At 39.3% G+C, this 25,897-nt stretch carries 17 protein-coding genes and 1 pseudogene; 2 read left to right on the top strand and 16 right to left on the bottom strand.

What is annotated here, in order from left to right; translation table 11 throughout:
* Positions 1-65: 65 nt before the first annotated feature.
* The 16 genes and pseudogenes from QMA08_RS07275 to QMA08_RS07200 form a co-directional block, all read right to left on the bottom strand.
* Positions 66-2,762, bottom strand: coding sequence for a TonB-dependent receptor (locus tag QMA08_RS07275; protein WP_290174053.1), 2,697 nt, complete (start codon positions 2,760-2,762; stop codon positions 66-68).
* A 64-nt stretch (positions 2,763-2,826) separates the two neighbouring features.
* The gene (locus tag QMA08_RS07270; protein WP_290174052.1) at positions 2,827-6,915 is read right to left on the bottom strand and encodes a hypothetical protein; all 4,089 of its coding nucleotides are present in this window, start codon (positions 6,913-6,915) and stop codon (positions 2,827-2,829) included.
* A 296-nt stretch (positions 6,916-7,211) separates the two neighbouring features.
* Positions 7,212-8,540 (bottom strand): hypothetical protein, encoded by a 1,329-nt coding sequence (locus QMA08_RS07265; protein ID WP_290174051.1) that lies wholly within the window; start codon positions 8,538-8,540, stop codon positions 7,212-7,214.
* A gap of 44 nt (positions 8,541-8,584) precedes the next feature.
* Positions 8,585-9,190 carry an energy transducer TonB gene (locus QMA08_RS07260; protein WP_290174157.1) on the bottom strand — a complete coding sequence of 202 codons (606 nt, stop codon included), beginning with the start codon at positions 9,188-9,190 and terminating at the stop codon, positions 8,585-8,587.
* Positions 9,191-9,202: 12 nt separating this feature from the next.
* On the bottom strand, positions 9,203-9,616 hold the full coding sequence (locus QMA08_RS07255; protein WP_004334764.1) for a biopolymer transporter ExbD: 414 nt from the start codon (positions 9,614-9,616) through the stop codon (positions 9,203-9,205).
* A 53-nt stretch (positions 9,617-9,669) separates the two neighbouring features.
* The gene (locus QMA08_RS07250; protein WP_290174050.1) at positions 9,670-10,197 is read right to left on the bottom strand and encodes a MotA/TolQ/ExbB proton channel family protein; all 528 of its coding nucleotides are present in this window, start codon (positions 10,195-10,197) and stop codon (positions 9,670-9,672) included.
* 3 nt (positions 10,198-10,200) lie between these two features.
* A complete protein-coding gene (locus tag QMA08_RS07245; protein ID WP_039487736.1) occupies positions 10,201-11,568 on the bottom strand; it encodes a MotA/TolQ/ExbB proton channel family protein in 1,368 nt (455 codons plus the stop codon).
* Positions 11,569-11,578: 10 nt separating this feature from the next.
* Positions 11,579-12,331: a DUF3450 domain-containing protein gene (locus QMA08_RS07240; protein WP_004334751.1), complete on the bottom strand. Its 753-nt coding sequence runs from the start codon at positions 12,329-12,331 to the stop codon at positions 11,579-11,581.
* A 250-nt stretch (positions 12,332-12,581) separates the two neighbouring features.
* Positions 12,582-13,196, bottom strand: a complete 615-nt coding sequence (locus QMA08_RS07235) for a DsbA family protein (protein ID WP_290174049.1) — start codon at positions 13,194-13,196, stop codon at positions 12,582-12,584.
* Positions 13,197-13,209: 13 nt separating this feature from the next.
* A complete protein-coding gene (locus QMA08_RS07230; RefSeq protein ID WP_290174048.1) occupies positions 13,210-14,292 on the bottom strand; it encodes a GGDEF domain-containing protein in 1,083 nt (360 codons plus the stop codon).
* A gap of 5 nt (positions 14,293-14,297) precedes the next feature.
* A complete protein-coding gene (locus QMA08_RS07225) occupies positions 14,298-16,187 on the bottom strand; it encodes a methyl-accepting chemotaxis protein (protein WP_149603710.1) in 1,890 nt (629 codons plus the stop codon).
* Between the two features lie 256 nt (positions 16,188-16,443).
* Positions 16,444-17,700, bottom strand: a complete 1,257-nt coding sequence (locus QMA08_RS07220) for a sugar MFS transporter (protein ID WP_290174047.1) — start codon at positions 17,698-17,700, stop codon at positions 16,444-16,446.
* Positions 17,701-17,788: 88 nt separating this feature from the next.
* Positions 17,789-18,679: pseudogene (locus QMA08_RS07215) on the bottom strand (transporter substrate-binding domain-containing protein).
* A 78-nt stretch (positions 18,680-18,757) separates the two neighbouring features.
* Positions 18,758-19,270: an RNA methyltransferase gene (locus tag QMA08_RS07210; protein ID WP_024595017.1), complete on the bottom strand. Its 513-nt coding sequence runs from the start codon at positions 19,268-19,270 to the stop codon at positions 18,758-18,760.
* Positions 19,270-19,782, bottom strand: a complete 513-nt coding sequence (locus QMA08_RS07205; protein ID WP_004334734.1) for a YcgN family cysteine cluster protein — start codon at positions 19,780-19,782, stop codon at positions 19,270-19,272. The genes QMA08_RS07210 and QMA08_RS07205 overlap by 1 nt, the downstream gene beginning before the upstream one ends.
* Positions 19,783-19,879: 97 nt before the next feature.
* Positions 19,880-21,721, bottom strand: a complete 1,842-nt coding sequence (locus QMA08_RS07200) for a DUF885 domain-containing protein (RefSeq protein WP_290174046.1) — start codon at positions 21,719-21,721, stop codon at positions 19,880-19,882.
* Positions 21,722-21,875: 154 nt separating this feature from the next.
* Between QMA08_RS07200 and QMA08_RS07195 the strand changes: the two genes are divergently transcribed.
* Both QMA08_RS07195 and QMA08_RS07190 read left to right on the top strand, forming a co-directional pair.
* Positions 21,876-23,153: an amidohydrolase family protein gene (locus QMA08_RS07195; protein ID WP_290174045.1), complete on the top strand. Its 1,278-nt coding sequence runs from the start codon at positions 21,876-21,878 to the stop codon at positions 23,151-23,153.
* Between the two features lie 219 nt (positions 23,154-23,372).
* Positions 23,373-25,793, top strand: a complete 2,421-nt coding sequence (locus tag QMA08_RS07190) for a TonB-dependent receptor (protein WP_182716652.1) — start codon at positions 23,373-23,375, stop codon at positions 25,791-25,793.
* The last annotated feature ends 104 nt before the right edge of the window (positions 25,794-25,897 follow it).

Here is a 25,897-nt window from a genome sequence, read left to right as displayed (position 1 = left end):
CTGTATTAAATACAGGGCTAATAGGTAATTAGGTTTTATTATATCCCCCTTCCTTGGGTAGAAAATTAAAACTCGTAGCTAAAGCTTAAACTAAACTCAGTGCCTTCTTCTTGACGCCAAAGTGTTAAGTTTTCTTGTTCAATTTCTTTTTCTTGGCCAAGTATATTTTTAACTTTAAAATTAACTTTAGTATTAAAGTTAGGGAAGTAAGAATAAACTAAATCAAGAGAATGAAATGACTTTTCTTCTGCGTCTTCGTTACCACGCGTACCTGGTACGATTATGCGCGGCCCAAACACGTTATAAACAACTGAGGTAGAATGAAAACCATCAGCAGAGTCATAACCCATTTGTAAGTTTGCTACCCATTCAGAATGACCAACTAAACGACGTTTATTATTAGTAACAATGTTAGAAACAGAGTCTGCTTCCAACGCCTCTTTTAGTTGTTGTTCAAATAATGAATCAACCTCATCAGCATCGTTTATGCCAAGCTCAACACTTGAATCCGATAGAGTAACGTTACCTGATAAAAATATGGCAGATAAATCATTATGAATAAAACTAAAGTCAGTTAAAAAGTCTACCTCAATACCTGTTAGTTCACCCGACTGCGCATTTGCTGTTAGTAATTGCGGAGCAGCTCCACCAACACCCGCTAACTCAACCATTTCAATTGGGTTTTCAATATCTTTATAAAACAAAGCAACTGATAGATTGTTTCCTGAAGGCATGTACCACTCAAACCTAAAGTCAGCATTTTTTAGCTTAGAGCTTTGAAGTGTAGGCGAGCCTCGCACTAAAAACTCTGTTAGTGGGTCAACATAATAAGTTGAGCTTACATCACGCATATCTGGGCGAATCGTCGTTTCACTTAAGTTTAAGCGAAACTGCATTTCTTCATCCATAATATAAGTAATTGCTAAAGAAGGAAAAAAGTTATCTTCTTTTATTGCAACTTCGCTCACTTCTTCAATTGTTCCATCAAAGAAATTAGTATGAGCCTGAAAAGGCACTGATATTTGAGAAAAGTCTTCCCAACGAATACCACCGGTTATACGCCATGTGTTTTCGTAGAAAAAGTCGGCCATAAAATAATAAGCGTCTAATTTATGTGCAGCGCTGTACTTATCACCATCTGCGGTACCATCATCAAAAATACCAGAGCCTGTAATACTTGTATAAAACTCACTATTAGCTAAATTTTCGTCAGAAAAAATTTGGTCTATGTTTGAGCCAAATGTATATTCATCTGTTATACCACGGTGCGTAATACCAAATTGAATATTACTTGCATCACGTTTTTTTTCAGAAAAATCGCCACCCACCTTAAGTTCTAACTCATAGCCATCACCATAAAACGGGATGCCCATATTCCAACCATACGTATCTACGTCATCATGCAAAGTTTGATAATCACGCGTTACGTTAGTAGCAGCAACATCTTGTAACTGTTCTGATTCAAAAACACCATCATTTAAGTTAGTTTGAAAAACAACATCTAATGCACCTGGAGCATCTCTGTTGGCGCGGCTTGTACCTGCATACCAATCAAAAAATAAATTTTCTAATTCAGGAAAATTATGCGTCCCTTTGAGCTGCGTAGAGAACATTTCACGCTCTTCATACATAACGTCAACACGGCGTAACTCAGTAACACCTTCTTCTGACTCGTTAGCATCGAAAAAGTCACGATTACGCACTCTGTCACTCATATCATGAAGAGCTATATTCGTTAGTTCAAATTTATGGTTATTATTAAATTCATAACCTAAATTTAATGTGCCACTCCAACGAACGGTTTGTTCAGTAGATATGCCATCATAAGTTTGTGCAAAACATTTATCTTCGCAGCCTAAACTACCTAAATTTGTACCGCTTTGCTCTTTAACTACTTCCCATTCATTGTCATAGGAAACAGCTGCAAGAACGCCAAAAGTACCTACTTCAGACTCAAACCTATCGCCTAGTGCTACTGAAAAATTCATGCCTGGATCAACGTCTTTCTCAGTAGGCCCAACTTGCCAATCTAGAGATTGTAGGAGCGCTTGGCGCTGCTCAAGCGTAGTACTGCTGTCACCTTCAAGTCCTGCATCACTTTTAAGCGCTGTAGAAATTAATGAAGGTAAAGCACGTGTACCATCATCGCGCCCCATCCAATCATCATCACCACCACTGTAAAAATAACCGGTGTCACTGTTAGAGGTGTTATATGAAGTACCTAACTGAATTTTAAACAAAAAATCAGAAGGAATAGATTTGGTGCGTATATTTACATTACCACCACCAAAGTGCGCTGGCATATCAGGAGAAAACGATTTCTGCACACTTAAGCTTTCAATAATATCCGATGGAAATAAATCCAGTGGAACAACTGATCGAGTGGGATCTGGGCTTGGAACATACATGCTATTAAGTTGGGTACTTGAATAACGTTCACCCAAACCACGAACATAAATATATTTACCATCGACTAAGGTTAAACCTGTCACACGACGAAGCGCTGAAGCTGCATCGCCATCACCTGTGCGTGATATTTGATCAGCACCCATAATATCAGCAACAAATGCCTGATTTTGACGCTCTTGTAGTACTGCGCCTGCACTACCTTTTAGTCGCTGGCCAACAGCAACTACTTCTTCTATTTCTTGCTCTTCGGCTTCGACTGCTATAGCTGTGTTTACTGATAGCCCCATAATTGCAGCCATAACTGCGCAATTTAGTTTACATAGAACAAGAGAAGAGGGTTTAAAAGATTTCATTTTTATACTCCGAAACAAAACAAGACATTAGCCGAGCTTTCGCTCGGCTATAATGTGGTTTGGATTAAAGACCTACCTTAACCCAACCTGCTGTCCAGTCTGTTTGTGCATCCATTGCACCAATGTAATCTACTGAATCAAAGTAACTATCTAGGCTTGAAGAATCAAAACCATTACCTAACAGTAATGACTCAGCCGAAGGCATATATCCGTTATCTGCTAAACCAAGGTCTGTGGCTGCTTGCACAGAGTTACCTGTTTGACCTAAGAACCAAGACTCAACATTACCAGTACCAATAGCTTGTGTACCAAAGTTATTTGCCGTTTCACATGCAACAACTGAGTGAGTAACAGTTAATGTACCATCCTCTGCGCGAGGAGCTGAATCTGAACCTACACGTAAACAATTTGAATAATCTGCCCCGCCTGTCACAACCACGTTTTTAAGCATACCCGCAGTGCCTGCACGTAGACGTATACCGTTAACCCCAACATTACCAATAATAGTAACATTAGAAATTGTAGGCATTGTGAGTGGCGTTGCACTTGAATCAAACTCAGAGTTATCCGCCTCAATTGCATTATCACCTGTTGAGTCAGCTTGCTTGATAAGTACGTATTGCGCTTTACCCGTCCAACCAAATGACCAATCTAGTGAGTCATCACCAATATTAGTTAAAACCAGGTGACTGATGTTTGCAGTACCACCGAAAAATTCAACACCATCGTCCAGATTTTCATGAACGTGAATGTAATCAAGCTCTGTTTGACTACCAACACCAGCAAGCGTAATGCCGTTTAACTCATCTCCGTTACCAAGCGTTTTACCTGCTTGTTTAACTGCCACGTATTTTAAAGTACCTGAGTTATCTTCTGGGTCATTACCACCAAATTGGCCAGCGTCACCTTCAGCAGACACACCACAGTTTGCAAGCTCATCAGCGGTAGCTTCGCCTTCTTGATCGCCACACGAGTTAGCCGGTGCATTACCTAAAAGCACTAAACCGCCCCATTGACCAATAGTCGTTTCGCCACCAGTAACATCTTCAATAGACGTCATAGTAATTGGCTGAGTTGCACTGCCCACAGCCTCTATTTTAGAACCACGGCGAACAACTAAAAAGTCATCACCCGACTCGCCAATAAGCGTAGTACCAAATTGAACATATAAAGTCGTTTCATCAGCGCGGTCATTACCTACGGCTGTACGGCCTTTTAGAATCCAATGTGCATCGTTAGTTAATGTTACGTCTGAAGTGAATACAACATCAGAAGTTAACTGATAAACTGGCTTGTCTGTGATTTCAGGAAAGCTTGCTGATACATCAGTAGCAAAACCCTGCTCTAAGGCGTTTTGAATATCATCAGGAAAACTTGGCGTTATAGCAACTGTCCAACCATCCATCCAGTTATTATCGCCATCAAACGCACCAATATAATCTGTTTTAGTAAAGAACGAATCAAGGTCTGACGAATCAACACCCGAACCTAATAATGGTGAGCTAGATTTAGGTGTAAAGCCATCGGTTGCTAAACTAAGGGCAGCAGCTGTAAGCGTTTGGTTACCTGTTTGGCCTTCAAACCAAGATTGGACGTTACCACCACCAATTGCTTCACTACCAAAGTTATTATCTTCACTACATGCCACTACTGAGTTTTCAATAGAAAGCTCTCCAGATTCTGCATTTGCTACAGAGTCAGAACCCACACGTAAACAGTTTGAGTAACCTTCAGGCCCTGTAATTACTACATTACGTAGTACGCCCGCTGTACCTGCACGTAAACGAACACCGTTAGTACCATCAGCACCCACAATTGTTACGTTAGAAATTAGTGGTTTTGTTAAAGGTGTAGCATTTGAATCAAATTCTGAGTTATCCGCTTCAATAGCGTTATCACCACCAACAGCACTTTGTTGAATATAAATATTTTGCGCACGACCTGTCCAACCAAACGACCAATCAAATGCATCATCACCAATGTCAGTAAGTACTATGTTACGAACATTTACAGTACCACCAAAAAACTCAACGCCATCATCAAGATTTTGATGAACTTGGATATATTCTACTTTTGTTGCAGAGCCTACACCCGCAAATGAAATACCATTAAGCTCATCACCGTTACCAAGAGTTTTACCTGCGTGCTTAACGACAATATAACGAAGAACACCTGAGTTATCATCGATAATATCACCACCAAACTGACCAGCGTCACCTTCTGCAGATACACCACAGTTAGCAAGTTCTTCAGCTGTCGTTTCGCCAGTTTGATCGCCACACGAGTTAGCGGGTGCATTACCTAATAATACTAAGCCGCCCCATTGACCAATTGTTGTTTCAGCGCCTGTTACATCTTCAATAGATGTCATTGTAATCGGTGCAGTTGCATTACCATTTGCGTTAATTTGCGAACCACGACGAACAACTAAAAAGTCATCACCTGATTCACCAATTAATGTCGTGCCGGCTTGAACATAAAGTGTTGTAGCGTCTGCACGGTCATTACCTACTGCAGTACGGCCATTTAAAATCCAATGTGCGTCATTTGTAAGTGTTACATCCGCTGTAAACGTTGTATCTTCAGCTAAGCGATATACTGGCTTATCTGTAATTTCTGGAAATTCGCTAGATACGTCTGAGGCTAAACCTTGTGATAGCGCATTATCAATATCAGTAGGAAAGCCGCCATTGATACCAACAGTCCAACCTTCCATCCAATTAGTTGAGCCATCAAATGCACCAATTTGAGTATTTGCAATAAGTGGCGAGCCAGCAAGTGGTGTATAACCGTTGTCATCTAGCATTAAATCAGCTGGGGTAAGTGTTTGGTTAGCGTCTTGGCCTTCAAACCAAGATTGTACATCGCCACCGTTAATAACTTCGCTGCCAAAGTTATTCGCTGCAGTTTGACAAGCAACTATAGAGTTTGTAATCGTAAGTGTGCCATCCTCTGCACGAGGTACTGAATCAGAGCCTACACGTAAGCAGTTTTCATAAGTAGCTGGGCCCGTTACAAATACATTTTTAAGAACCCCAGCAGTACCCGCACGTAAACGAATGCCGTTATTGCCCTCAGCACCCACAATTGTAACGTTTGAAATAGTAGGTAGTGTTAATGGTGTTGCTCTTGAATCAAATTCAGAGTTATCAGCTTCGATAGCGTTATCGCCTACGTTAGCCGCTTGCTGAATATAAACGTTTGTAGCTGAGCCCGTCCAACCAAAAGACCAATCTAGCGAATCGTCGCCAATATTTGTAAGTACAACATTGCTTACATTAACTGTGCCACCAAAGAACTCGATACCATCATCAAGATTTTCATGTACTTGAATATAATCAACCGTAGTTGCAGAGCCAACACCGGCAAACGTAATACCATTTAACTCATCACCATTACCTAACGTTTTACCGGCTTGCTTTACAAGTACATACTTTAAAGTACCTGAATTATCATCACTGATATCGCCACCAAACTGACCTGCATCACCTTCAGCCGACACACCACAACTAGCAAGTTCATCAGCTGTTGCTTCACCTTCTTGGTCGCCGCAAGAATTTGCTGGCGCGTTACCTAATAATACTAAACCGCCCCACTGACCAATCGTTGTTTCTTGAGCTGTAACATCTTGAATTGAGGTCATTGTAATGGGCTGACTTACAGTCCCTACCGATTCAATTTGTGAACCGCGACGAACAACTAGGAAGTCATCTCCTGTTTCGCCAATAATCGTTGTACCTTGCTGAATATAAAGCTTGGCATTATCTGCGCGATCATTACCAACCGCAGTACGGCCATTTAAGATCCAGTGTGCGTCGTTCGTTAATGATACATCAGTAGTAAACACAGTATCTGCAGCTAAGCGATAAACGGGCTTATCTGTAATAGATGTAAACTCACTAGAAACATCAGTTGCTAAACCTTGAGTTAGTGCATTATCAATATCAGTAGGAAAGCCAGTGGTAGCATTTTGTGAATCATCACGTGATGACGTTTCACCACTTGTATCGTCACCGCCTTCAATAACGTTGGTTACTGTATCACCTTCATTAATAGTTGTGTCGCCTTCAGATACTACTAAGTCTCCACCACAACCAGCTAAAGATACTGCAGTTGCAATCAAACTTACTTTGAATAAGTCAGATAATTTCATTGTTCACTCCGTTAAAGTATTTAATTATTTTTTAGGTGCTCAAATAAACTCAAGTCACCATAAAACACTTAAATAATGCTTTAAGGTCACTTGAGTTTAGCTGCGGTTACAATACGGGAGACTTATGACAAAGTAGTTACAGTTTAATAACCATAAGATGACAAAAGTAACTTATTTAAAATCAAACAATTGGATGCTTTTAGAGACGATAAAAACCGCCCTGAGGCGGTTTTAGTATTGCGATTATGAACTGGTTTTACACGCGTTACTTGTTAATTAGTAAAGCGCTTTAAAATTTACAGTAAAGCTGTTCTAAGTGTTTCTGCATGCACTTTTTCGCGCTTTACATATTTGATCCACTGCTGTGCTAAACGCTGAGATTTTTTATGTTTTTCTGCCTGCTCAAACGCTAAAATTGATGCATCAAAATTTTGCATGTTGTACTGCGCCATACCCAGTGCAACAAATGCATTTGATTCAAAATCAAGACCACCTTTATCAAGTGCTTTACGCGCTGCGTCGGCGGCTTCTTCATATTGCTCTGTATTAACAAATACTTCGGCTAAACGTTGATCGTATTTACCGTGCTCAGATAAATCAGCAGCTTTTGCAAAGTAGGTAATAGATTTTTCATCTTCTTTAGCTTGGATCATCGCCTCGGCAACAAAAGCGTAGTTTTTTGCTGTTTTTTCAGCAATATCTTTATCAATGGCATCGCTCATCACTTTTGCAGCTTTAAACGCTAAACCATTGTATAAATACACTTGCGCTAATTGGCGTAAATCAGATTTAGAGGTTAAAAATCCTTGCTGGTAAGCGGCTTCAATTACCGCCAACTGTTGTTTTTCCCTACCTGTTTCACCATACATACCCGATAACTGCACCCAATACTCAGGCTTATTATAAAGCTTTACCATGCGCTCAAGCACTTCAACAACTTTGTCAGTTTGATTAAGCGAGTAATACATTGCACGCTGTAGTACTAACCAGTTTTCTTTAGGTGTTTTGCCTTCGCTGTCGCTTAAAGCAATCACTTGAGATATGTACTCAAGCCCTTTTTTATAATCTTTTAACTGATAGTATGTTTGGGCTCTTAACAAGTAATAGCCTTCTGTTTTAGGCTGAGTGTTAATACTGTCCCAGTCATCTAAAAAAGAGATAACTTTAGTGTAATCACTATTAGCCATAGCCAGTTGAGCCAAGCTAAATGTAGTGCTTAAACGAAGTGACTCTGGAATGGCTTCCTCTGCTACCACTTTTTCAAACGAGGCAATCGCTTTTGGTAAGTCGTTTTCGTTGTAATAAATAAACCCGTAAAAGTTATGCATCATTGCCACTTCGTACGAGTTCATGCTTGCAGCTCGCTCTTGAATGCTATCAAGCGCTTCAAGGCCTGCTTTAACATCACCATCGTCTGCAAGCTTTTGGGCACGAGCAAGCTGGCTATAAACCTTTTCACGCAGTGCTGGTACACGTTTCGTTTTTTGTTCTTGCTCTGCATGTGCCGTAGCTACATGTAGCCCTGGAATTAGGCTTAGAGCACTTGGTGCAACAATACTTGTACTGATCGCAGCGGTACAAAATAGTGTTAACTTTAAAAGTTTAGCTGTAGGTAGTAATTTCATAATCGCCTCGCATTTCTGTCCGTTTACCCGTGGTTAATTACTAATTAACCGCTAATTTGGAAAGATATTTTGTTCTGAACACCCGCAACTTCAACGGCTTCACCGTTTACTACGCGCGGTTTATATTTAAATTTAAGGGCTGCATCCATCGCGGCTCTATCAAAGAGTGACTGAGGCTCTGCTTTTACTACTTGTGGGTCGCGTACAGTACCTTGTTTTGTTACTGTAAATTCAACAATAACGTAGCCTTCTATGCCACGTGATAACGCACGGCGCGGATAAACAGGGGCCACCTTAACAATCGGTAAGTATTCACCATCACTTGTTTCAAGTGCTAACCCGCCGGCTAAATTTACATCCGCATCTACATTGGCACCAAAGTCAAAGTTGTTAGCATTTGCTGTAGCATCACTATTTTGCATTTGCGGTGATTCCATTGGTGGTGGCGGCTCTTTTGGTGTTGGTGGCTTTTGTGGCTTACGCTCTTTTTTTTGTACGGTTTCTTCTTTTTTCAAGCGAACAAAATCAAGTACGTTACCCTTTACCGGATCCGTCATAGCGCCTTCACCGCCAGTGATCAGTGCCTGCATGCCTAAAAACAACATAAAGGTCACTACACCGGCTATCACTAATGCAACTAAATATCGCAACATAACTAGCCCTTAAGACGCATCTTGTGCGGCAATTGATACATCAAATGCGCCCGCCGCGCGCGAGGCATCCATCACCTTAATTAACATTTCGGTAGTGGCTTTTTTATCTGCTTGAATCACAACGCTACCTTGTGGATTTTCTGCTTTTAAACGCTCGATATTGGCTTGTACTGCGCGTACATCAATTTGACGTTTATTAATCCAAATCTCGCCTGTATCAGAAATAGCCACTAAAATATTAGCACGCTCTTTTTTAACCGCTGTTGCGGCTTCTGGGCGGTTTACATCAATACCGGCTTCTTTAACAAAAGAGGCAGTTACAATAAAGAAAATAAGCATGATAAATACAACGTCTAGCATTGGGGTCATGTTTATTTCTTCAGCTTCGTCTTCTTGAAATAGGTTTCCTAACGGGGCTCTCATTTTTATTCTCCTAGGATGAGCGGCTTTATATAAGCCGCTCATCAAAATTTTGCTTAATGGTCTAAAACCATGCTGTCTTGTAGTAGTTCTACTTCGCGCTTAGCTTTTCGTTGTAAGTACGTTGAGGCAAATACCCCAGATAACGCACCTACCATGCCTGCCATTGTCGGGATAGTTGCTTTAGATACCCCCGATGCCATTGAACGCGCACTCCCTGTGCCGGTAATTGCCATTACATCAAACACTTCTATCATACCCGTCACCGTGCCTAACAAACCAAGTAGTGGACACAAAGCAACCATCACGTTAATTAAAGAAAGATTGGTGTTTAAGCGCATACCAGCTCGCGATATCATCGATTCGCGTATTTGCTCTGCATTCCAGCTATCTCGTTCTGCACGGTTAATCCAATTGGCTTTAAGAGCGTGTTTATAGCTTCTAAAACCATTAAAAAAGTAAATAAATCGCTCGAGTATCAATAACCACATCGCGAAGATTAACACCCCGATGACCAAGAGAACTTGGCCACCGGTGTCGAGAAAATCACGGATAGCATTGATTGAGTCAATCAATAGCACCATGGTTTATGCTCCCTTCTCGCTTCGCTCTGCAATAATACCGGCGCTCTGCTCTTGAATAGTTAACAAGATATTTTTAGCGCGCGTATTAAGTAAGGTGTATAAAAATACCGTTGGTATGGCGACCACTAAGCCCAATACCGTTGTTACTAGCGCTTGAGAAATACCACCCGCCATAAGCTTAGGATCCCCAGTACCAAATAAGGTGATTGCTTGGAATGTGTTGATCATGCCGGTTACCGTACCTAGTAAACCTAACAGCGGCGCAACAACAGAGATGATTTTGATAAGTGTTAAATTACGCGTCACTTTTGGCATTTCACGTAAAATAGCTTCACTTAATTTAAGCTCCAGTGTGTCGTGTGAAACACTTGGAAATTGATCTTTTACTTTCATTACGCGTCCAAGCGGATTGTCATCACGTGCAACAGTATCTTTAAGCTGACGACGAATTTTACCGCCCATAATCAATAGTGAGAAAAAACGCTCAAGTGATATAAGAAGTGCAATAACACCTACGCCTAAAATCACATAACCCACTGTGCCACCTTGGTGAACACGCTCTTGGGTATCCGGTGCTTGTACTAATAAACCAAGTATAGAGCCACCTGTTGGGTCAAGTGCAAATTGCACCACGCCACTTTTAGTGCTTTGTAGCTCTTCTGCTGTTGCAGTAAAGCGCGATACAGGTTGGCGAGTTAATTCACTCAAAGAATTAGTCGAAGGATTAAACTCTAAATACTTACCGTTTGATATAAGGTTAAATGCGCCCACTCGCACAACTTCTTGCTGTGCTTTAGTACCGCCTTCAACAATAACACTTGCGTTAAAACGACTTACTTTACCTTGCTCGGTCATTTCGCGTTGTAATTCAAACCATACTTTTTCAATATCTTCTATTGAAGCAAGTTTTGAAGTTGAGCCCATCTTTTGAGCTAGGTCATCCATAAACGTACTGCGCCCAGCAATCTGAGCAGATACTATTGATGTCGCAAATTTATTACTAGAATCCCCTGCAACTTGTTGAAGAACGCCAAACAACTCTTTAAGCGAACCCATTCGTTTAGAAAGCGTGTCTGTTAAGTTAGCAAGTTTTACTTCGTTTTCTTCAAATTGCGTTTCTAGACGTTCAGATTCCACCAGCATTTGATTGCGCTTTGCTTGGGTATTTTTAAGCATTTGTACTTGCTCACTTTGGCGAGCAGCAAACTCTTGTTCACGTTGTTTATTTTGCTCGCTTTGAGCTGATTTACCATTTTCAAGCGTTTTAAGTAATGAATCTAAGTTCATTGGCTCTGCCGCTATACTTGCACCAGTAATGCTTAGGCTTGCAGCAAAAAGAGCTATTTTTGTCATTTGAGTAAACAATTTCATTTTCAACCTCTTATTCTGCTGCATGTACTGGCAGAGTTAACATATCTGGGGCAAGTTGTTTACGCGCAATGCGTAAACCTTTATTAATTTGGCTTATTGTAGAGTCTGGTAATGCTTCAAATGACTTTGTATCTGCATTCCAACTACCTGCTTTTTTGCCATCGCGTGTTAAGTAAATAAGCTCTAAACGGCCAATGCGTAAAAAATCAACTTCACGCTCTTTGTCATCCACATTTAAAAGTGCGGTATAAGCTTCAATAGTGCGCCCGTAGTCTACTTCTACTTGATACGCTTCAAGTACACGGCGGAATTTTTCACTTGAGTTAATATCAGCACGATTCATCATTTCTTTTAAAGACGTAACGCGCTTAGTGCGCTCATCAGCTAAAAATGGAATATCTAAAGATACAAACTGCTCAAGACCTTCAATCATTCTAAGCATTAGCGGCGTAATTTGACGTTCAATAATAGAAACCTGATCCATTGACAGGTTTAAAGATTCCATCTCTTCTATTTGATTATTTAATTGTTTAGTTAGCTGGGCGTTGTATACAGCTAAACCATCAATCTCTTTATTGAGGGTTTTAAATTGCTGTAAACGTCCTTGCATTGAATCTGCAATCTTGTCTATTTTTGTTTGTGATTGCGCAGCTGATTTATTAATTTCACTGCTTTTATCAATAACCTTATCTAAATCGTTTGCGTGTACTGCTGCACTTGCGGCCACAATACCAGCTAAGATTAATGGTTTAACGCCTTTCATCGCATACACCTTTACTCGTTAGTTAGCGGATTTGCTAGTTTGTTTTTTTAGGTCATAAACTTTGTTATATAAATAATTTATGACTTAATAATTCAATGAGCAGGAGTTTATAGATGAAACATGACAAGGATGTTGCGCAAAAAAGTCGCTTTTATGACAATGGTAACAATTAAGACTTACGAGGAGGTTTTAACGCGAATAAGGGGACTTGCTGGCCAAATACCCCTATTAAGAAGATGCAAGAAGGTGGTTAATCCAAAATTGAATTAATTTGATTAAGGCAATAGTGCCAATCGGTATAATTTATTTCGATAGGGTAAGCTTTATTATCTTTAATAAGCACTAGTGAGGGAAAACCTTGAATTGGTAAAGTGCGAACAAAGGATAACTCCGCTTTGAGCTCCTCATTAAGCTCGCTTGATGTTAGCTGCTCCGAAAACTCATCTTTATTTAAGCCAATTTTTTCAGCCAAACTAATTAATGTACTTTCATCAGACGGGTTTTGTGCGTTTAGGTAATAAGCGTGTTGAATAGCAGCCACCATTTGAGCTTCTTTATCCGCTTTACGCGCTATAAGTGCAGCTCTGCATGCGGGATACGTTGAACGCCTTGGCTGGCAGTTGCGCCAAAAATCATAATTAAATTGCGTACCTAACTGCGCTGAAATTTTATGCCAAGTTCCCTCAAGCATCTCTTTCATATTTTGTGGCATTGGGTCTTGGCTATCGGGTGCTAGGCCACCTACCTGATATTCAATTGCCACTTTACCAGCAAGCTCTAATTTTAGCTTAAGCCAGGTTGGTGAGTAACCCCAACACCAACTACACATTGGGTCATGAACATATATTAATTTACTTTGAGACATATTAATCCTTCAACTAGTTTGAGACGACTCTATTGCGACCAGCAGCCTTTGCACTATAAAGAGCTTCATCAGCTTGCTTTAATGAATCATCATAATCAGTTACTTTATTTACTTGGGAAATACCAATGCTACAGGTGATTGAAATACGCTGCTTGTCATCAGTAAATATAACATGCCCTGCCACGGCTTCTCGAAATTTGTTAGCAATTACAGAGGCTGCAGAGGCAGTGAGCTGCGGTAAAATAACAACAAATTCCTCACCGCCATAACGGGCCTTTAACGCAGTTGCCAAAAATTGAGACTCAAGAAGTTTGGTAAATTCTATCAATACCGTATCACCAAAATCGTGACCATGCGTATCGTTTAAAGATTTAAAATTATCTAAATCAATTAACAATATTGAAAAAGGTAAGTACTGCTCTGGGCGTGTTTGAGCAAGCTTTAAAAAATGAGAGGTAATAAAACGCCTATTTGCTATGCCAGTAAGGGGGTCAGTATAAGCATCTTGTTTTTGCTCTAGCGTAATATCGGCAATAGCCATGTGGCTTTTATGCCTAAAATACTCACCAATAAATGAGAATAAAAACACCATAGAAAAGGACGCTATAAAACGTGTTTTTTCTACGTTGCCATAGCTAACTTGACCAAAGTCAGGGCCGTATAAAATAACAATACAAGAAAACAGTAAGGTACAGCCTAACCAAGCACCTAATCTAACCCCTAAAGATGCAAACGTTACGACAGGATAAAACATTAGCCAATATAGCGCGGTATTATCTTTACCGCCGGTATAAACAAGTGCAACAAACATCATGCACACAATGCTCATACTTATTAATGCCACAACTTGCAGATTACCCGTTTTTATAAAATAGATAGAACAGCTTATATTTGTAATGTTAACGATAATTAATGAAGCGGTTAGTAGTGGCGAATAAAGCTTATAATTAAAAAACACTAATACTGCGATCACCACAATTGAAATCCCAATCATGGTAAATAAAGAAAACGCCTTGCGTTGCATGTCTGAGCTATAAACACTGTCGATATTTATTAGACTGAGCCAATTTGGTTTATTCACATTTTTTTTAGTCATTAATTTTATACTTTAAACTTTTGAACCATATTTTCTAAAGCACTAAACTGTTGTTTTAGTTTGGTACATTCGTCAAGCGTGTCATTTAAGTTGGCCTTGCCTTGTATACAAAGCGAATTAATTGTTTGAATATCTGTATCTAATAACTTAACAACTTGGTTTTGCTCATCTGTTGCAGTGGCCACAGAGTGATTTGCATCGTTAATTTGTTGAATCGCTTGTATAACATGGCTCATTAAATTGCCAACAGCATCGGCTTGTTGCACGCTTTTTTCACTGCCTTCAAGGCTTGTTTTCATAAGCTCTACCGCAAGGTTTGAGCCTTTTTGCAACTGGCTAACCGTGTCTTCAATCTCTTGCGTTGACTGTTGAGTGCGGTGCGCTAATTGGCGAACTTCATCTGCTACAACGGCAAAACCGCGTCCCGCCTCTCCTGCTCTAGCGGCCTCAATTGCGGCATTAAGTGCCAATAAATTCGTCTGCTCACTTACACCTTTAATAACTTCAAGCACTTGGCCAATACTGGCTGTATGCGTATTTAAACTGTTTATAGTTTGCTGAGCTTTTTCCATATTACCCGAGAGCTGGTGGATAGTTGCAACACTGTGGCTTAATGCTTCTTGGTTTTGTGTTGAATGTTCATCTGCATTTTTAGCAAGCTGCGATGCACTCTCTGCATTACTTGAAATATCCATTGATGTGGCAGAAAACTGGTTGATAGCTGCTGCAACGCTATCGGTTCGTTTACTTTGATCATCATACATAGACAGCGAAGAATGTGTTTGTGATACCAAGCTCTCAATTGCTGTATCTAATTGCTTTGTAGACTCTTTTACTTGTTCTATTGAATGCTGAATTTTTTCGATGAAAATATTAAATGAATAGCTTAAATCGCCAAATTCATCATCGTTTTCAACGGTTAAACGCCTTGTTAAATCGCCCTCACCTTGTGCTATATCTTTAATAGCATCGTTTAAACGATTCATTGGCTGCATTAAATAGCGTAATAAAAGCTGCATCATAATTATAATAGTGATAATTCCTATCACCATAAAAACAGCTGCGGTTTGGCCAAAATTAGAGACACTGGCATACGCTTTATCTTTGTCTATAACAACACCTAGGTACCAATCTACGTTTTCAATACCACTAATTTTTGTAAACGAAATAAGCTTAGACTCTCCGTTTATCTCGTACTGGGTAAACTCACTTTGTAAAGGCGTATTGGTGCCAAAGATGTCAGATGCATTTTTTAAGTTTAACTGAGCATTTGGATGGCTTAACACTTGGCCTTTGTTATCGAGTAAAAAACCATAACCGAGTCCTAAAAAGTCAATATCGTTGATAATTTTTGTCACGGTCTGCATATCAATATCGGCACCTGCAACGCCGCTAAACTGACCATTTTGGAGTATGGGTACTACCGCTGAAATTGTAAGCTCGTTAGTGGTTACATCAATATAAGGAGTTGTAAAAGCGGTATTTGATTTGTTTTCGACTAATTTATACCAAGGGCGAGAAGTCGCATCAAAATCTGGAGGTAAAACGACTGATTGATCGTTTAATATAAACGTGCCGCTGGATTTACCTATATACGTATTTTTAAAGCTTCCAGCAAGCTCTGCTGTATTTAATTGTGAAAGGGTGAGTGCTTTAGAATCATTAGCTTTATGGGTTTTAGCAATTGATATTACAATCGCCAACTTTGCATTTAACCAACTCGCTATATTTTGTGAAACAGATTCGGAATTTTGTTGCAATACCAAGCTTAACTGCTGCTCGGTTTGCTTGCGCATCGCAATGTAGTTATTAAAAGTAAATAACCCTAGCACCAAAACCAAAATTAAGGAGGCTGCAATAGTCACTTTGGAAGTAAATTTCAACGAGTTAAGCATATACATCCTTTTTATTATTTATCGTTATTAGCCTTACTGTTTTAGCAAAAATTTAGCTAAATGTCCTAGTAAAAGAGACTTACAGTTAGGTTATTGATTAAAAATAAGAATAAAGGATTGTAAAACAAAAGGCTTTTGTGGGTAACTGGCTAATATTAAAATAATAAATGACTAGATTTATTGCTTGTGGAACGTTCCCATTAAATGTAGCTTTATAAGTGACTGAATACGTATTCAGTCACTCTTGTATAGTCTGTTATTTCCACTTATCTGCTAAGCGAACAACATTCAAACCGTACCATGCAATAAATACATAACATAACATTGGAACAAAAAAGCTTAGCTGTATATTTACTGTATCAGCTATAAACCCTTGCAGTAATGGTACAAGCGCACCACCAACAATTGCTAAACATAACCAGCCAGAACCTTTGCTCGTCAATGATCCTAGTCGCTCGATTGCAACTGAAAATATAGTCGGGAACATAATTGAGTTAAATAAACCAATTGCCAATACTGAGTATAAAGCTACGTCACCTTGAGTAAAAATAGTGATCAGTAATAGCGCAATAATACTAAATGCATTAAACGCTATAGCTTTAGAAGGTGCTATCTTTTGTAATAATACAGAGCCAATAAAACGCCCTACCATTGCCCCGCCCCAGTAATAACTAATAAGTGCAGCCGCAGTATGCTCTTCAAGCCCTGCTATGTGCGCCTCACCAAAGTAGTTAACTAAAAAGCTGCCAATGGCAACTTCCCCGCCTACGTAGCAAAATATAGCAAGTACACCCATAGTTAAGTGCGGTGCTTGCATTAACGAACGAGATTCAATTGCTGTATTATTTTCCTCTTTGTGGGCTTCAATTTCTGGAAGCTTTATAAAGGCAAATACAATAGCGATAAGTAATAAAGCGCCAGCAAGCATTAGATAAGGCACTTTTACAGATTCAGCAGTTGCAGCCGATGCGGCTAAACTACCTGCTGTACCGAAAAATAATAAACCACCAACATAAGGCCCAACGGTAGTACCAAGCGCATTAAGTGCTTGTGCTAAATTTAGACGAGAAGAAGCTGTTTTTTCGCTGCCAAGAGCAGCAACATAAGGATTGGCAGAAACCTGAAGTACAGTTACACCAGCAGCAAGTACAAATAAAGCGCCTAAAAATAGCCAATATTCATGTACTACAACAGCAGGGTAAAACAACATACACCCCATTGAAGCCACAATTAAACCAGTTAAAATCCCTTTTTTGTAACCAAATTGCTTAACTAAAAGCCCCGCAGGAATAGAAACAATAAAGTAAGCTCCAAAAAAGCAAAACTGTACTAGCATCGCTTCAAAAAAGCTCAAATCAAATACGCCTTTTAAGCGTGGTATTAGTACATCGTTTAAAACAGTAATAAAACCCCATAAAAAAAATAGGGTCGTCATTGCAGTCAGTGGAAACAGATAATTTTTATTTGGCTGTTCGTTGACCGCGAATGATTGGTTTGTATTTATTTCACTCACGTCGTTTTCACTCCATTAACAAGTTGAAAACGATTTTACATGTTTAAATATAAATTAGTCAGCGCACTTATGGAACGTTCCAGTAACGTTATTCACATTGCGTGTTGGTCGCACTAATAATTCGGTCTATTTCGCCACTGTTATTAAACTGATAAAGCCCTTCGTTTATATCCTCTAATACTAAAAGCCAATTATGCGCACGCTTACTAATGGCAAAATATAACGAGTTATATTGCAAAGGAATGCTTTCTTGCTCAATGGAAGAAAGCAAAGACTGTTTTTCAGGTTTAGTTAAAGAGGAGTAAGCCACAGATGATTTCAAAGCTTGAGGGTCGCCTATAACCAAATCAACACGTTTAGCAGTCAGTAGCTTAACAAGCTGTAAATCATCAACAGAGGTGATAACTTCAAACTCGCCATTGTCCATCATTGCATCAAACTCTGGCGTATTTTGATACCCTCGAACAACACCAATCTTAAGCCCTTTGAGCGAGTTCAAGTTTCCTGTGAAATGGTCTATATCGCCTTTTCTTTTTAAAAAAGCAATTTTGCCACCTTTAAACGAATTAGATAAGCCGAGTAATTCTCGACGTGTTTTACCATCAACATAATCGGAGGGGGCTGTATCTTCTATAAAGTATTCAGGCATTAGTATGTCAGCCCTGCCTAGTTCTACATTTCGTACCGCTCTTGCCCAAGGCAAAAATTCAATATATACGCTCTAGCCCTTACTATTTAACAAGGCAATTGAAAATTGATAAACCCAGCCTTTATTACATACATTATTACCAATATAGGGAGGCCAATCGAGTGTGGCTAGATGAAGTGTTTGTTTGGAATTTTTAGCTTCATAGAGCACCCCTGATTTATGGGAATGCCCAGTTAAGGTGTGTTGAGTACCATTTTGAAAATACTCAACCGATGTTTCAGCAAAACTATTACTAGTTGTTAGCAATAATATAAAATAAAAGCAGCGCATTTTAGTATCTATTTGTGATTAATAGTGTTTTTAAGTTTAGCTACTACTATCACTTTTGCACAAATAAACCTTAACTAATCAGCTTTTTTGCCACCTCATTTTATTGTTTGTATCGCGAGAGCTAATAATAGTATCGTCACTACTCTCAACGCCACCTAATTTAGCCAAGCGGTCATACAAAACTACATTACAGGTTGCCGCTAAATTCATACAGCCAATAGTTGGAATATAAACAACCTCATCGCACCACTTTAAGACGTCTTTTGATACAGAACCATCTTCGGGCCCAAATACATAAAATGCATTTTCAGGATGTTTAAACTCAGGTAAAGGTGTTGCACCTTCAATAAGCTCAATAACCACAACCGTTGCGCCTTGTGGCTTTATTGCTTCTAAATTATCTGTTTCGGTTAAAGGAATACGCTCCACTACATTTTTTGTATCTGTATGGAATTTTTTGGCATTTAAGTAGCGATTGCCTGTAAAAAAAACTTGTTTAGCGTCATAACAGCCAGCTGCTCGCAATACACCACCAACATTAGTCGGGCTTTTAGGATTGATTAAACCAATTACGGCTTGTTGTTTACTCATTAATCTACGTCCTTTGTTGGCCATTCTGCAATGTACAAATCAAAGTCGTCGAGCTTTACATCGCAATCTTTTACTGTTTTGTCTTTTACAGAAATACCTAGCTCATGCATCTTTGTTTTATCACCATTATTTAATAACGGATGCCAAGAAGCCAAACCACGACCTTCATGTAAACGACGGTAACTGCAGCTTTGTGGCATAAAAAAGATGTCTTTAAGGTTTTCTTTTGTGAGTTTTACACAAGAAGGAACAAGCGTTTGGCGGTTTTCATATTCGCTACAACCACAGGTGTTGTTATCAAGATACTGACATACAATATTAGTAAATATTAATTGCTCACCTTCGCGTAACTGATCGGTGGCGGTAAATTCGTCTTCATCTTCGCTATCAATAAACGTATTTAAACAACATTTTCCGCATCCATCACAAATGGCTTCCCATTCGTTTTGACTCATGTCGCTTAAGCTTTTTTTAAGCCAAAATTGTGTATTTGCTAATTGTTGATCAAACATAGTTTACTCGTGCCCCCTAAAGAGCGCGCATTCTACCGTATTGCTGTAAATGGCGCAAAGCCAATACCCTTTCAAAGTACTGGCTTTGCGCTACAAATTAGCTTTGAGATTTAACCCAACGCTTAATTTTTTCCTCTAGAATTGGCATTGGCAATGCGCCATCAATTAATATTTGCGTGTGAAACGCTTTAATATCAAATTTATCACCCAGTTGTTTTTTAGAAAAATCACGTAATTCTTGAATTTTAAATTGCCCTAACTTGTAAGAAAGCGCTTGGCCTGGCCATGCTATATAGCGCTCTACTTCAGCAATTACATCACTTTTAGCCATAGATGAATTTGCAAGCATGTAATCTATACCTTGTTGACGCGTCCACCCTTTTGCATGAAAACCGGTATCAAGCACTAAACGCATTGCGCGTAATTGCTCATCCGATAAACGTCCATACCACATATAAGGGTCGGTAAATAAGCCTAGCTCTTTACCTAAGCTTTCTGCGTAAAGCGCCCAACCTTCTGCAAACACGGTATAACCACCAAATTTACGAAAATCAGGTAAGCCCTCAATTTCTTGCTGAAGTGCTATTTGAAAGTGATGACCCGGGGCTGCTTCGTGAATCGATAAAGTTTCGAGTAAAAATTTAGGCTGCGCTTTTAAGTTATAAGCATTGATATAAAAAATACCAGGACGAGAGCCATCAGGCGCCGGAGATGCATAGGATGCACCTGCTGCCGACTGCGCTCTGTATGCTTCAACTGCTTTTACAACGTAAGGTGCTTTGGGGGCTATGTTAAAAAGTAGAGGCAAACGCGCATCTATTTTTTTCTTAACGTTTTCATATGCCGCAATTAACTCCTCGGGCGTGTCGTAGTAAAATTCATCTGAATCACGTAAATGATCAAAAAATTCAGATAGCTCACCTTTAAAGCCTACGGTTTCTTTTACTTTTTTCATTTCGCTTAAAATGCGCGACACTTCACTTAAACCAATGTCATGAATTTCGTCTGCAGATAAGCTAAGCGTTGTGTTTTTCTTAATTTGGTATTCGTACCACGCTTTACCGTTTGGTAAGTCACTGTAACCTACGCTTTCTCGACTATTAGGAATATACTGATTAGCTAAAAAGTCGCTCATGCTTTTATAAGCCGGTACTAAGTGCTGCATAATCAATTGACGATACTGCGCTGTAATTTTTTGCTTTTGCTGTGCGCTAAACGATTCTGGTAATTTTTTAATTGGTCCCCAAAATAATGAATCTTCGGCATTTTTAACTACATGAGCTGCAAATTGTGGCTGTAATTTTTCAGCAAGTGGTTTTGGTAACGTAATACCTAGTTTAATGCCTTGCGCCATTGAACGCTCTACACTGGCAAGCCACTTTACAAAACCTTCGCTACGCGAGATAAAAGCGGTGTAATCTTCAACGGTATTGAACGGCTGAGCACTTTGACCTGAACCAAAACCTGCAAAGGTGTTATGCGCACCCGCCATTTGATTTATTGGTAGTAAATAATCAGGAAACTGCATGCCTTCTAATTTAAGTGCAAGGTCGCGCTCTAATATTTCAAAGCTTAAAAGCGATTGCCCTGTTAACTGTGCTTTATCTATAAAGTTTAATCGCTGTTGATATTTTTTATAAAAAGCGGCTTTTTTTGCTCTATTTTCTTCTGAAATCACAGGCGTGAATTGATTGTTAAACTCATTACGACCATTGTACGTTGCGCTGATGGGGCTATATGTGAGCGATTCATCGTAATACTGTGCAACAAGCACATCGAGTTGTTGCTCTGCTGAAAGCTCTGAAACAATACCTGCCGATGCGTTAACTGTGTTTAACTGCGTACTGGTATTAGTGTGTGTACTAAGCTCAGTATTCATACAGCCACTTAAAGCAAACATAACGCCACTGGCAACTAATGCTAATTTAATTGATTTCATGATAATCCTTTTTAATATCGTTTCTTAATTATGCGCATTAAAGCGTGCTTAATAAAGAAATTACGATAGATTGCATTCATCGTATTAAATTTGCACTTTTATCTGAACTTGTTACATTTCTATTAATTAAAATATGATTTAAAAGAAAAATAAAATGAAAAAACAACTACTCAGCACCTCTATTGCCTTACTTTGCTTAACCGCTTTTAATACCCATGCAGTTACATACCTATCGGCTAAAGCCATGGTTGATGTAGAAGATGGCAAGCTAATTAAATCCCCTTTAATTACTATTGATGATGGCGTAATTACAAACATTGAACAAAATAAAAAACCAACGCTGTCTAAAGATGATAAACATATTCAACTACCTGATTTAACCCTTATGCCAGGTTTAATGGATATGCATGTGCATCTAACGAGTGACCCTACGGTGCCGCGCAGTGAACGCTTGGGTCAATCAGTTCCTAGAATGGCGATTAAAGCGGCTCATTTTGCTAAAAAAACCTTAGAAGCTGGATTTACAACAGTACGTAATGTTGGCGCAGAAGGTTACAGCGTTATAGCGGTGCGTGACGGCATAAATGCGGGTGACATAGTTGGCCCACGCATTTGGGCTGCAGGCCCATCACTCGGCATTACTGGCGGGCACTGTGATAACAACCGATTACCTCCTGAGCTTAAATATACTTCAAGTGGCGTCGCAGACGGTCCATGGGCTGCGCGTATAAAAGTACGCGAAAATATTAAATACGGGGCAAATGCTATTAAGTTTTGCGCCACAGGTGGAGTATTTTCAAAAGGGACTAAAGTAGGTGCACAGCAGTATTCTTTTGAAGAAATGAAAGCCATCGTTGATGAAACCCATATGCGAGATTTACCTGTTGCAGCTCATGCACACGGTACAAGCGGGATTAAAACAGCCATTAAAGCAGGTGTTGATAGTATTGAACACGCCAGCTTTTTAGATGACGAGGCCATAGCGCTTGCCAAAGAGCATGGTACTTGGCTTTCTATGGATATTTATAATACCGAATATACGCTCACTTATGGCGAGCAAAACGGCGTAGACGAAGAAAACCTAAATAAAGAGCGCCAAGTGTCTAAAAGGCAACGTGATAGCTTTAGCCGTGCTGTAAAAGCGGGTGTTAAAATGGTGTTCGGTACCGATGCAGCAATTTACCCGCACGGAGATAATGCAAAACAGTTTAGCCGCATGGTTGAATTTGGTATGACAGAACTACAAGCCATTCAAGCATCAACTATTAATAGCGCTAAGTTATTAAAAATGGATACTCAATTAGGACAAATTAAAGCAGGCTTTGCAGCTGATATAATTGCGGTAAAAGCAAATCCTCTTAAAAGTATTAAAACCTTAGAGGCAGTACCTTTTGTAATGAAAGCAGGTGTTGTTTATAAAAACCAGTTGTAAATACACACTATTAAGGCTGAGTTTACTCAGCCTTAATAAAACTCTCAACCATATTGAATATGCCATAAAAGGGACACCGCCCCCCTTATCAGACTCGCTTTTGTCTATTAATTATCCGAACAGTTTTATTTAATCAAATAAAATGAACTTTCTATTCACTTTAAAAACAATAACCATTATCATTCGCGCAAATTCAATAACGCGAATAGTTATCACTCTATGAAAACGTTTAAGTACTCTCTTATTACTCTTGCTTGTTTAAATGCAAATATGGCATTTGCCCAAAATACACAAGTTGATGCTGATATTGAACGCATCAGCGTATACGAAAAGCAAAACCGCGTGGTGATGAGCTCTGGTCTTGCTACTAAATCAGACATGTCTTTAATGGAAACACCTGCACCGGTTGTAATTATTGACCGAGAACTGATTGAATCTCAAGGTGTAGATAGCTTACAAGATTTAGTTAGAAACGTAAGTGGCTTAACACAAGCAGGTAATAATTACGGTATTGGTGATAACTTAGTAATTCGTGGTTTAGATGCAAACTACACCTACGATGGTATGTATGGTGGTGCAGGCCTGGGTAATACATTTAACCCAACTCGTTCACTTACAAATGTTGAATCTGTTGAGGTTTTAAAAGGCCCTGCAACAGGTTTATATGGCATTGGTAGCGCAGGTGGCGTAATAAACCTAATTGAAAAAAAACCAGAGTTTGAAGAAAAACACAAAGTATCGGCTGAGCTTGGCCAGTGGGATAGCTATTCATTATCGTTTGATAGCACTAACGCTATAACAGATGATTTAGCTTATCGTGTTATGGCTAAAACAGCGTCAAGTGACGGATTTCGCGATTTAAAAGAAGATCGCGACGAAATTTATACCTCGCTTAAATACGTGCTTAATGACAGACAAAACATCATGCTTTCTGCAGCCTATATAAAAGATGAAATAGCGGTTGATTCTATTGGTCACCCTATTCGTATTTACAATGCAGAAACTGCAAACGGTTTAAGCGCGGGTGAAGTAACCGGTGCCGATTTAGTAAACGATCCAACAGGAAGCGGCGTACAGTTAAGTGATGCACAACGCGACCAACTTGCTAATTCATTATCAGCATCTGATGGCTTAACACCTTATAGCTTTGGCACAAATGGTATTATTTCACCAATGGCTGATGCTAACGAAGGTGAAGAGCTGCGTTTTAAATTAACGCATAACTATTACATTACTGACGATTTATTTTTAAACCAGCAGCTACAGTACCGTAACTACACATCAAGTTTTGCGCGCCAAACAGGGGCATATAACTACGTCTATTCAACACGCGATGGAATTATCAATAACGACCCTCGTGCTCCATTAGTTGAAGACGGTGTACTTTACCCGTATGCTGCACGCCGCCAAGAATACCGCCAAGTAGAAGCAGATGAAAAATCATGGCAGTACTTCTTAGATTTACGTTATGACTTTATGTTAGGCGACGTAGATAACGAATTACTAGTTAACGCCAACTACGAAGATAGAGATATTCGTTTTAAACAATTCTCAATATGGGATCAAGATTACGTACTCACAAACAATGATGGTGATGTAACGTACCAAGGTTCTTTGCCGTATATTTACGATATAAGAGAACCAAATTGGCCAACCGGTAACTTTGAAGATTACGATCCGCTTAAAACAAGTGACTACAATAAAAAAGTACAAGCATGGGGCTTAGGCATTCAACATGTTGGTTACATAACTGAAGAACTTACAACGCGTATTGGTGTGGCATATAACCGAATTGAACAAACTTACGAGCACTTTGGTGTTGATGAGCGTTACAGTTCTAGCCGTGCAGAGCCAACACCTGAAGCGAGTACATCAGATTCTGGCTTAACGTATAACCTGGGGGCAACGTATCAGCCATCTGAAGATTTATCTGTATTTGTAAATCATTCAAAAGGTCGTACAGCGTATAGTGTATTAGGCTCTGTGGCAGGTAATGAAGCTGACCGAGAAGATTCAGAGTCTATAAGTAACGACCTAGGCTTTAGATTTAAAGCATTTGATGACCAACTACTCGCATCTGTTGTTATATTTGAAAGCTCTCGTACTAATTTAGAATACGCAAACCCGCTTTATGACGCATTAACATCAGGCTCAGATGTACCTGAAAGCTATTATGATGGTAAAGAGCAAACAAAAGGTGTTGAGCTTGATTTAAATGCTTACTTGAACGATAAATGGAAAGTAAACGTAAATGGTATTTATCAAGATGCACGTGACAAAAGTAATCCTAACAGCAGTAGTTACGACACACGCCAAAAAGGTGTGCCTTACGTAACAGCAAGTACGTGGGTAACCTACTACGCAGATATGTTTAATTTACCTGAAGCTGTAAATATAAGTGGTGGTATTACATTTGTAGATAACAGAAGTACTAATTCAAGTTCATTCTCGATTCCTGATGGTTATGTACCAAGTTATACGACTTACGATACAGCTGTATCGTATACAACTGATAAATGGCATATGCAGTTAAACTTAAATAATTTGTTCAACAAAAAGTATTATTCAAAAGCGATGTTTTTAGGTGGTATGCCAGGGGAAGAGCGTAATGCAAAACTAAGTTTTAGTTACACTCTTTAACTTGTTAACCTGAACTTTGGATAATAAATCTATCTCAAGCAGAGCTCAGGTTAGTTAAATACTTAAAAAGCACGGTTATCTAATTTAGAAGCCGTGCTTTTTTG

It is taken from the genome of Pseudoalteromonas sp. APC 3355 (genome assembly GCF_030407615.1).
Taxonomy (GTDB): domain Bacteria; phylum Pseudomonadota; class Gammaproteobacteria; order Enterobacterales; family Alteromonadaceae; genus Pseudoalteromonas; species Pseudoalteromonas distincta.
Note: the sequence above shows the minus strand (reverse complement) of the source record. Positions and strands in the feature narration are given on the sequence as shown.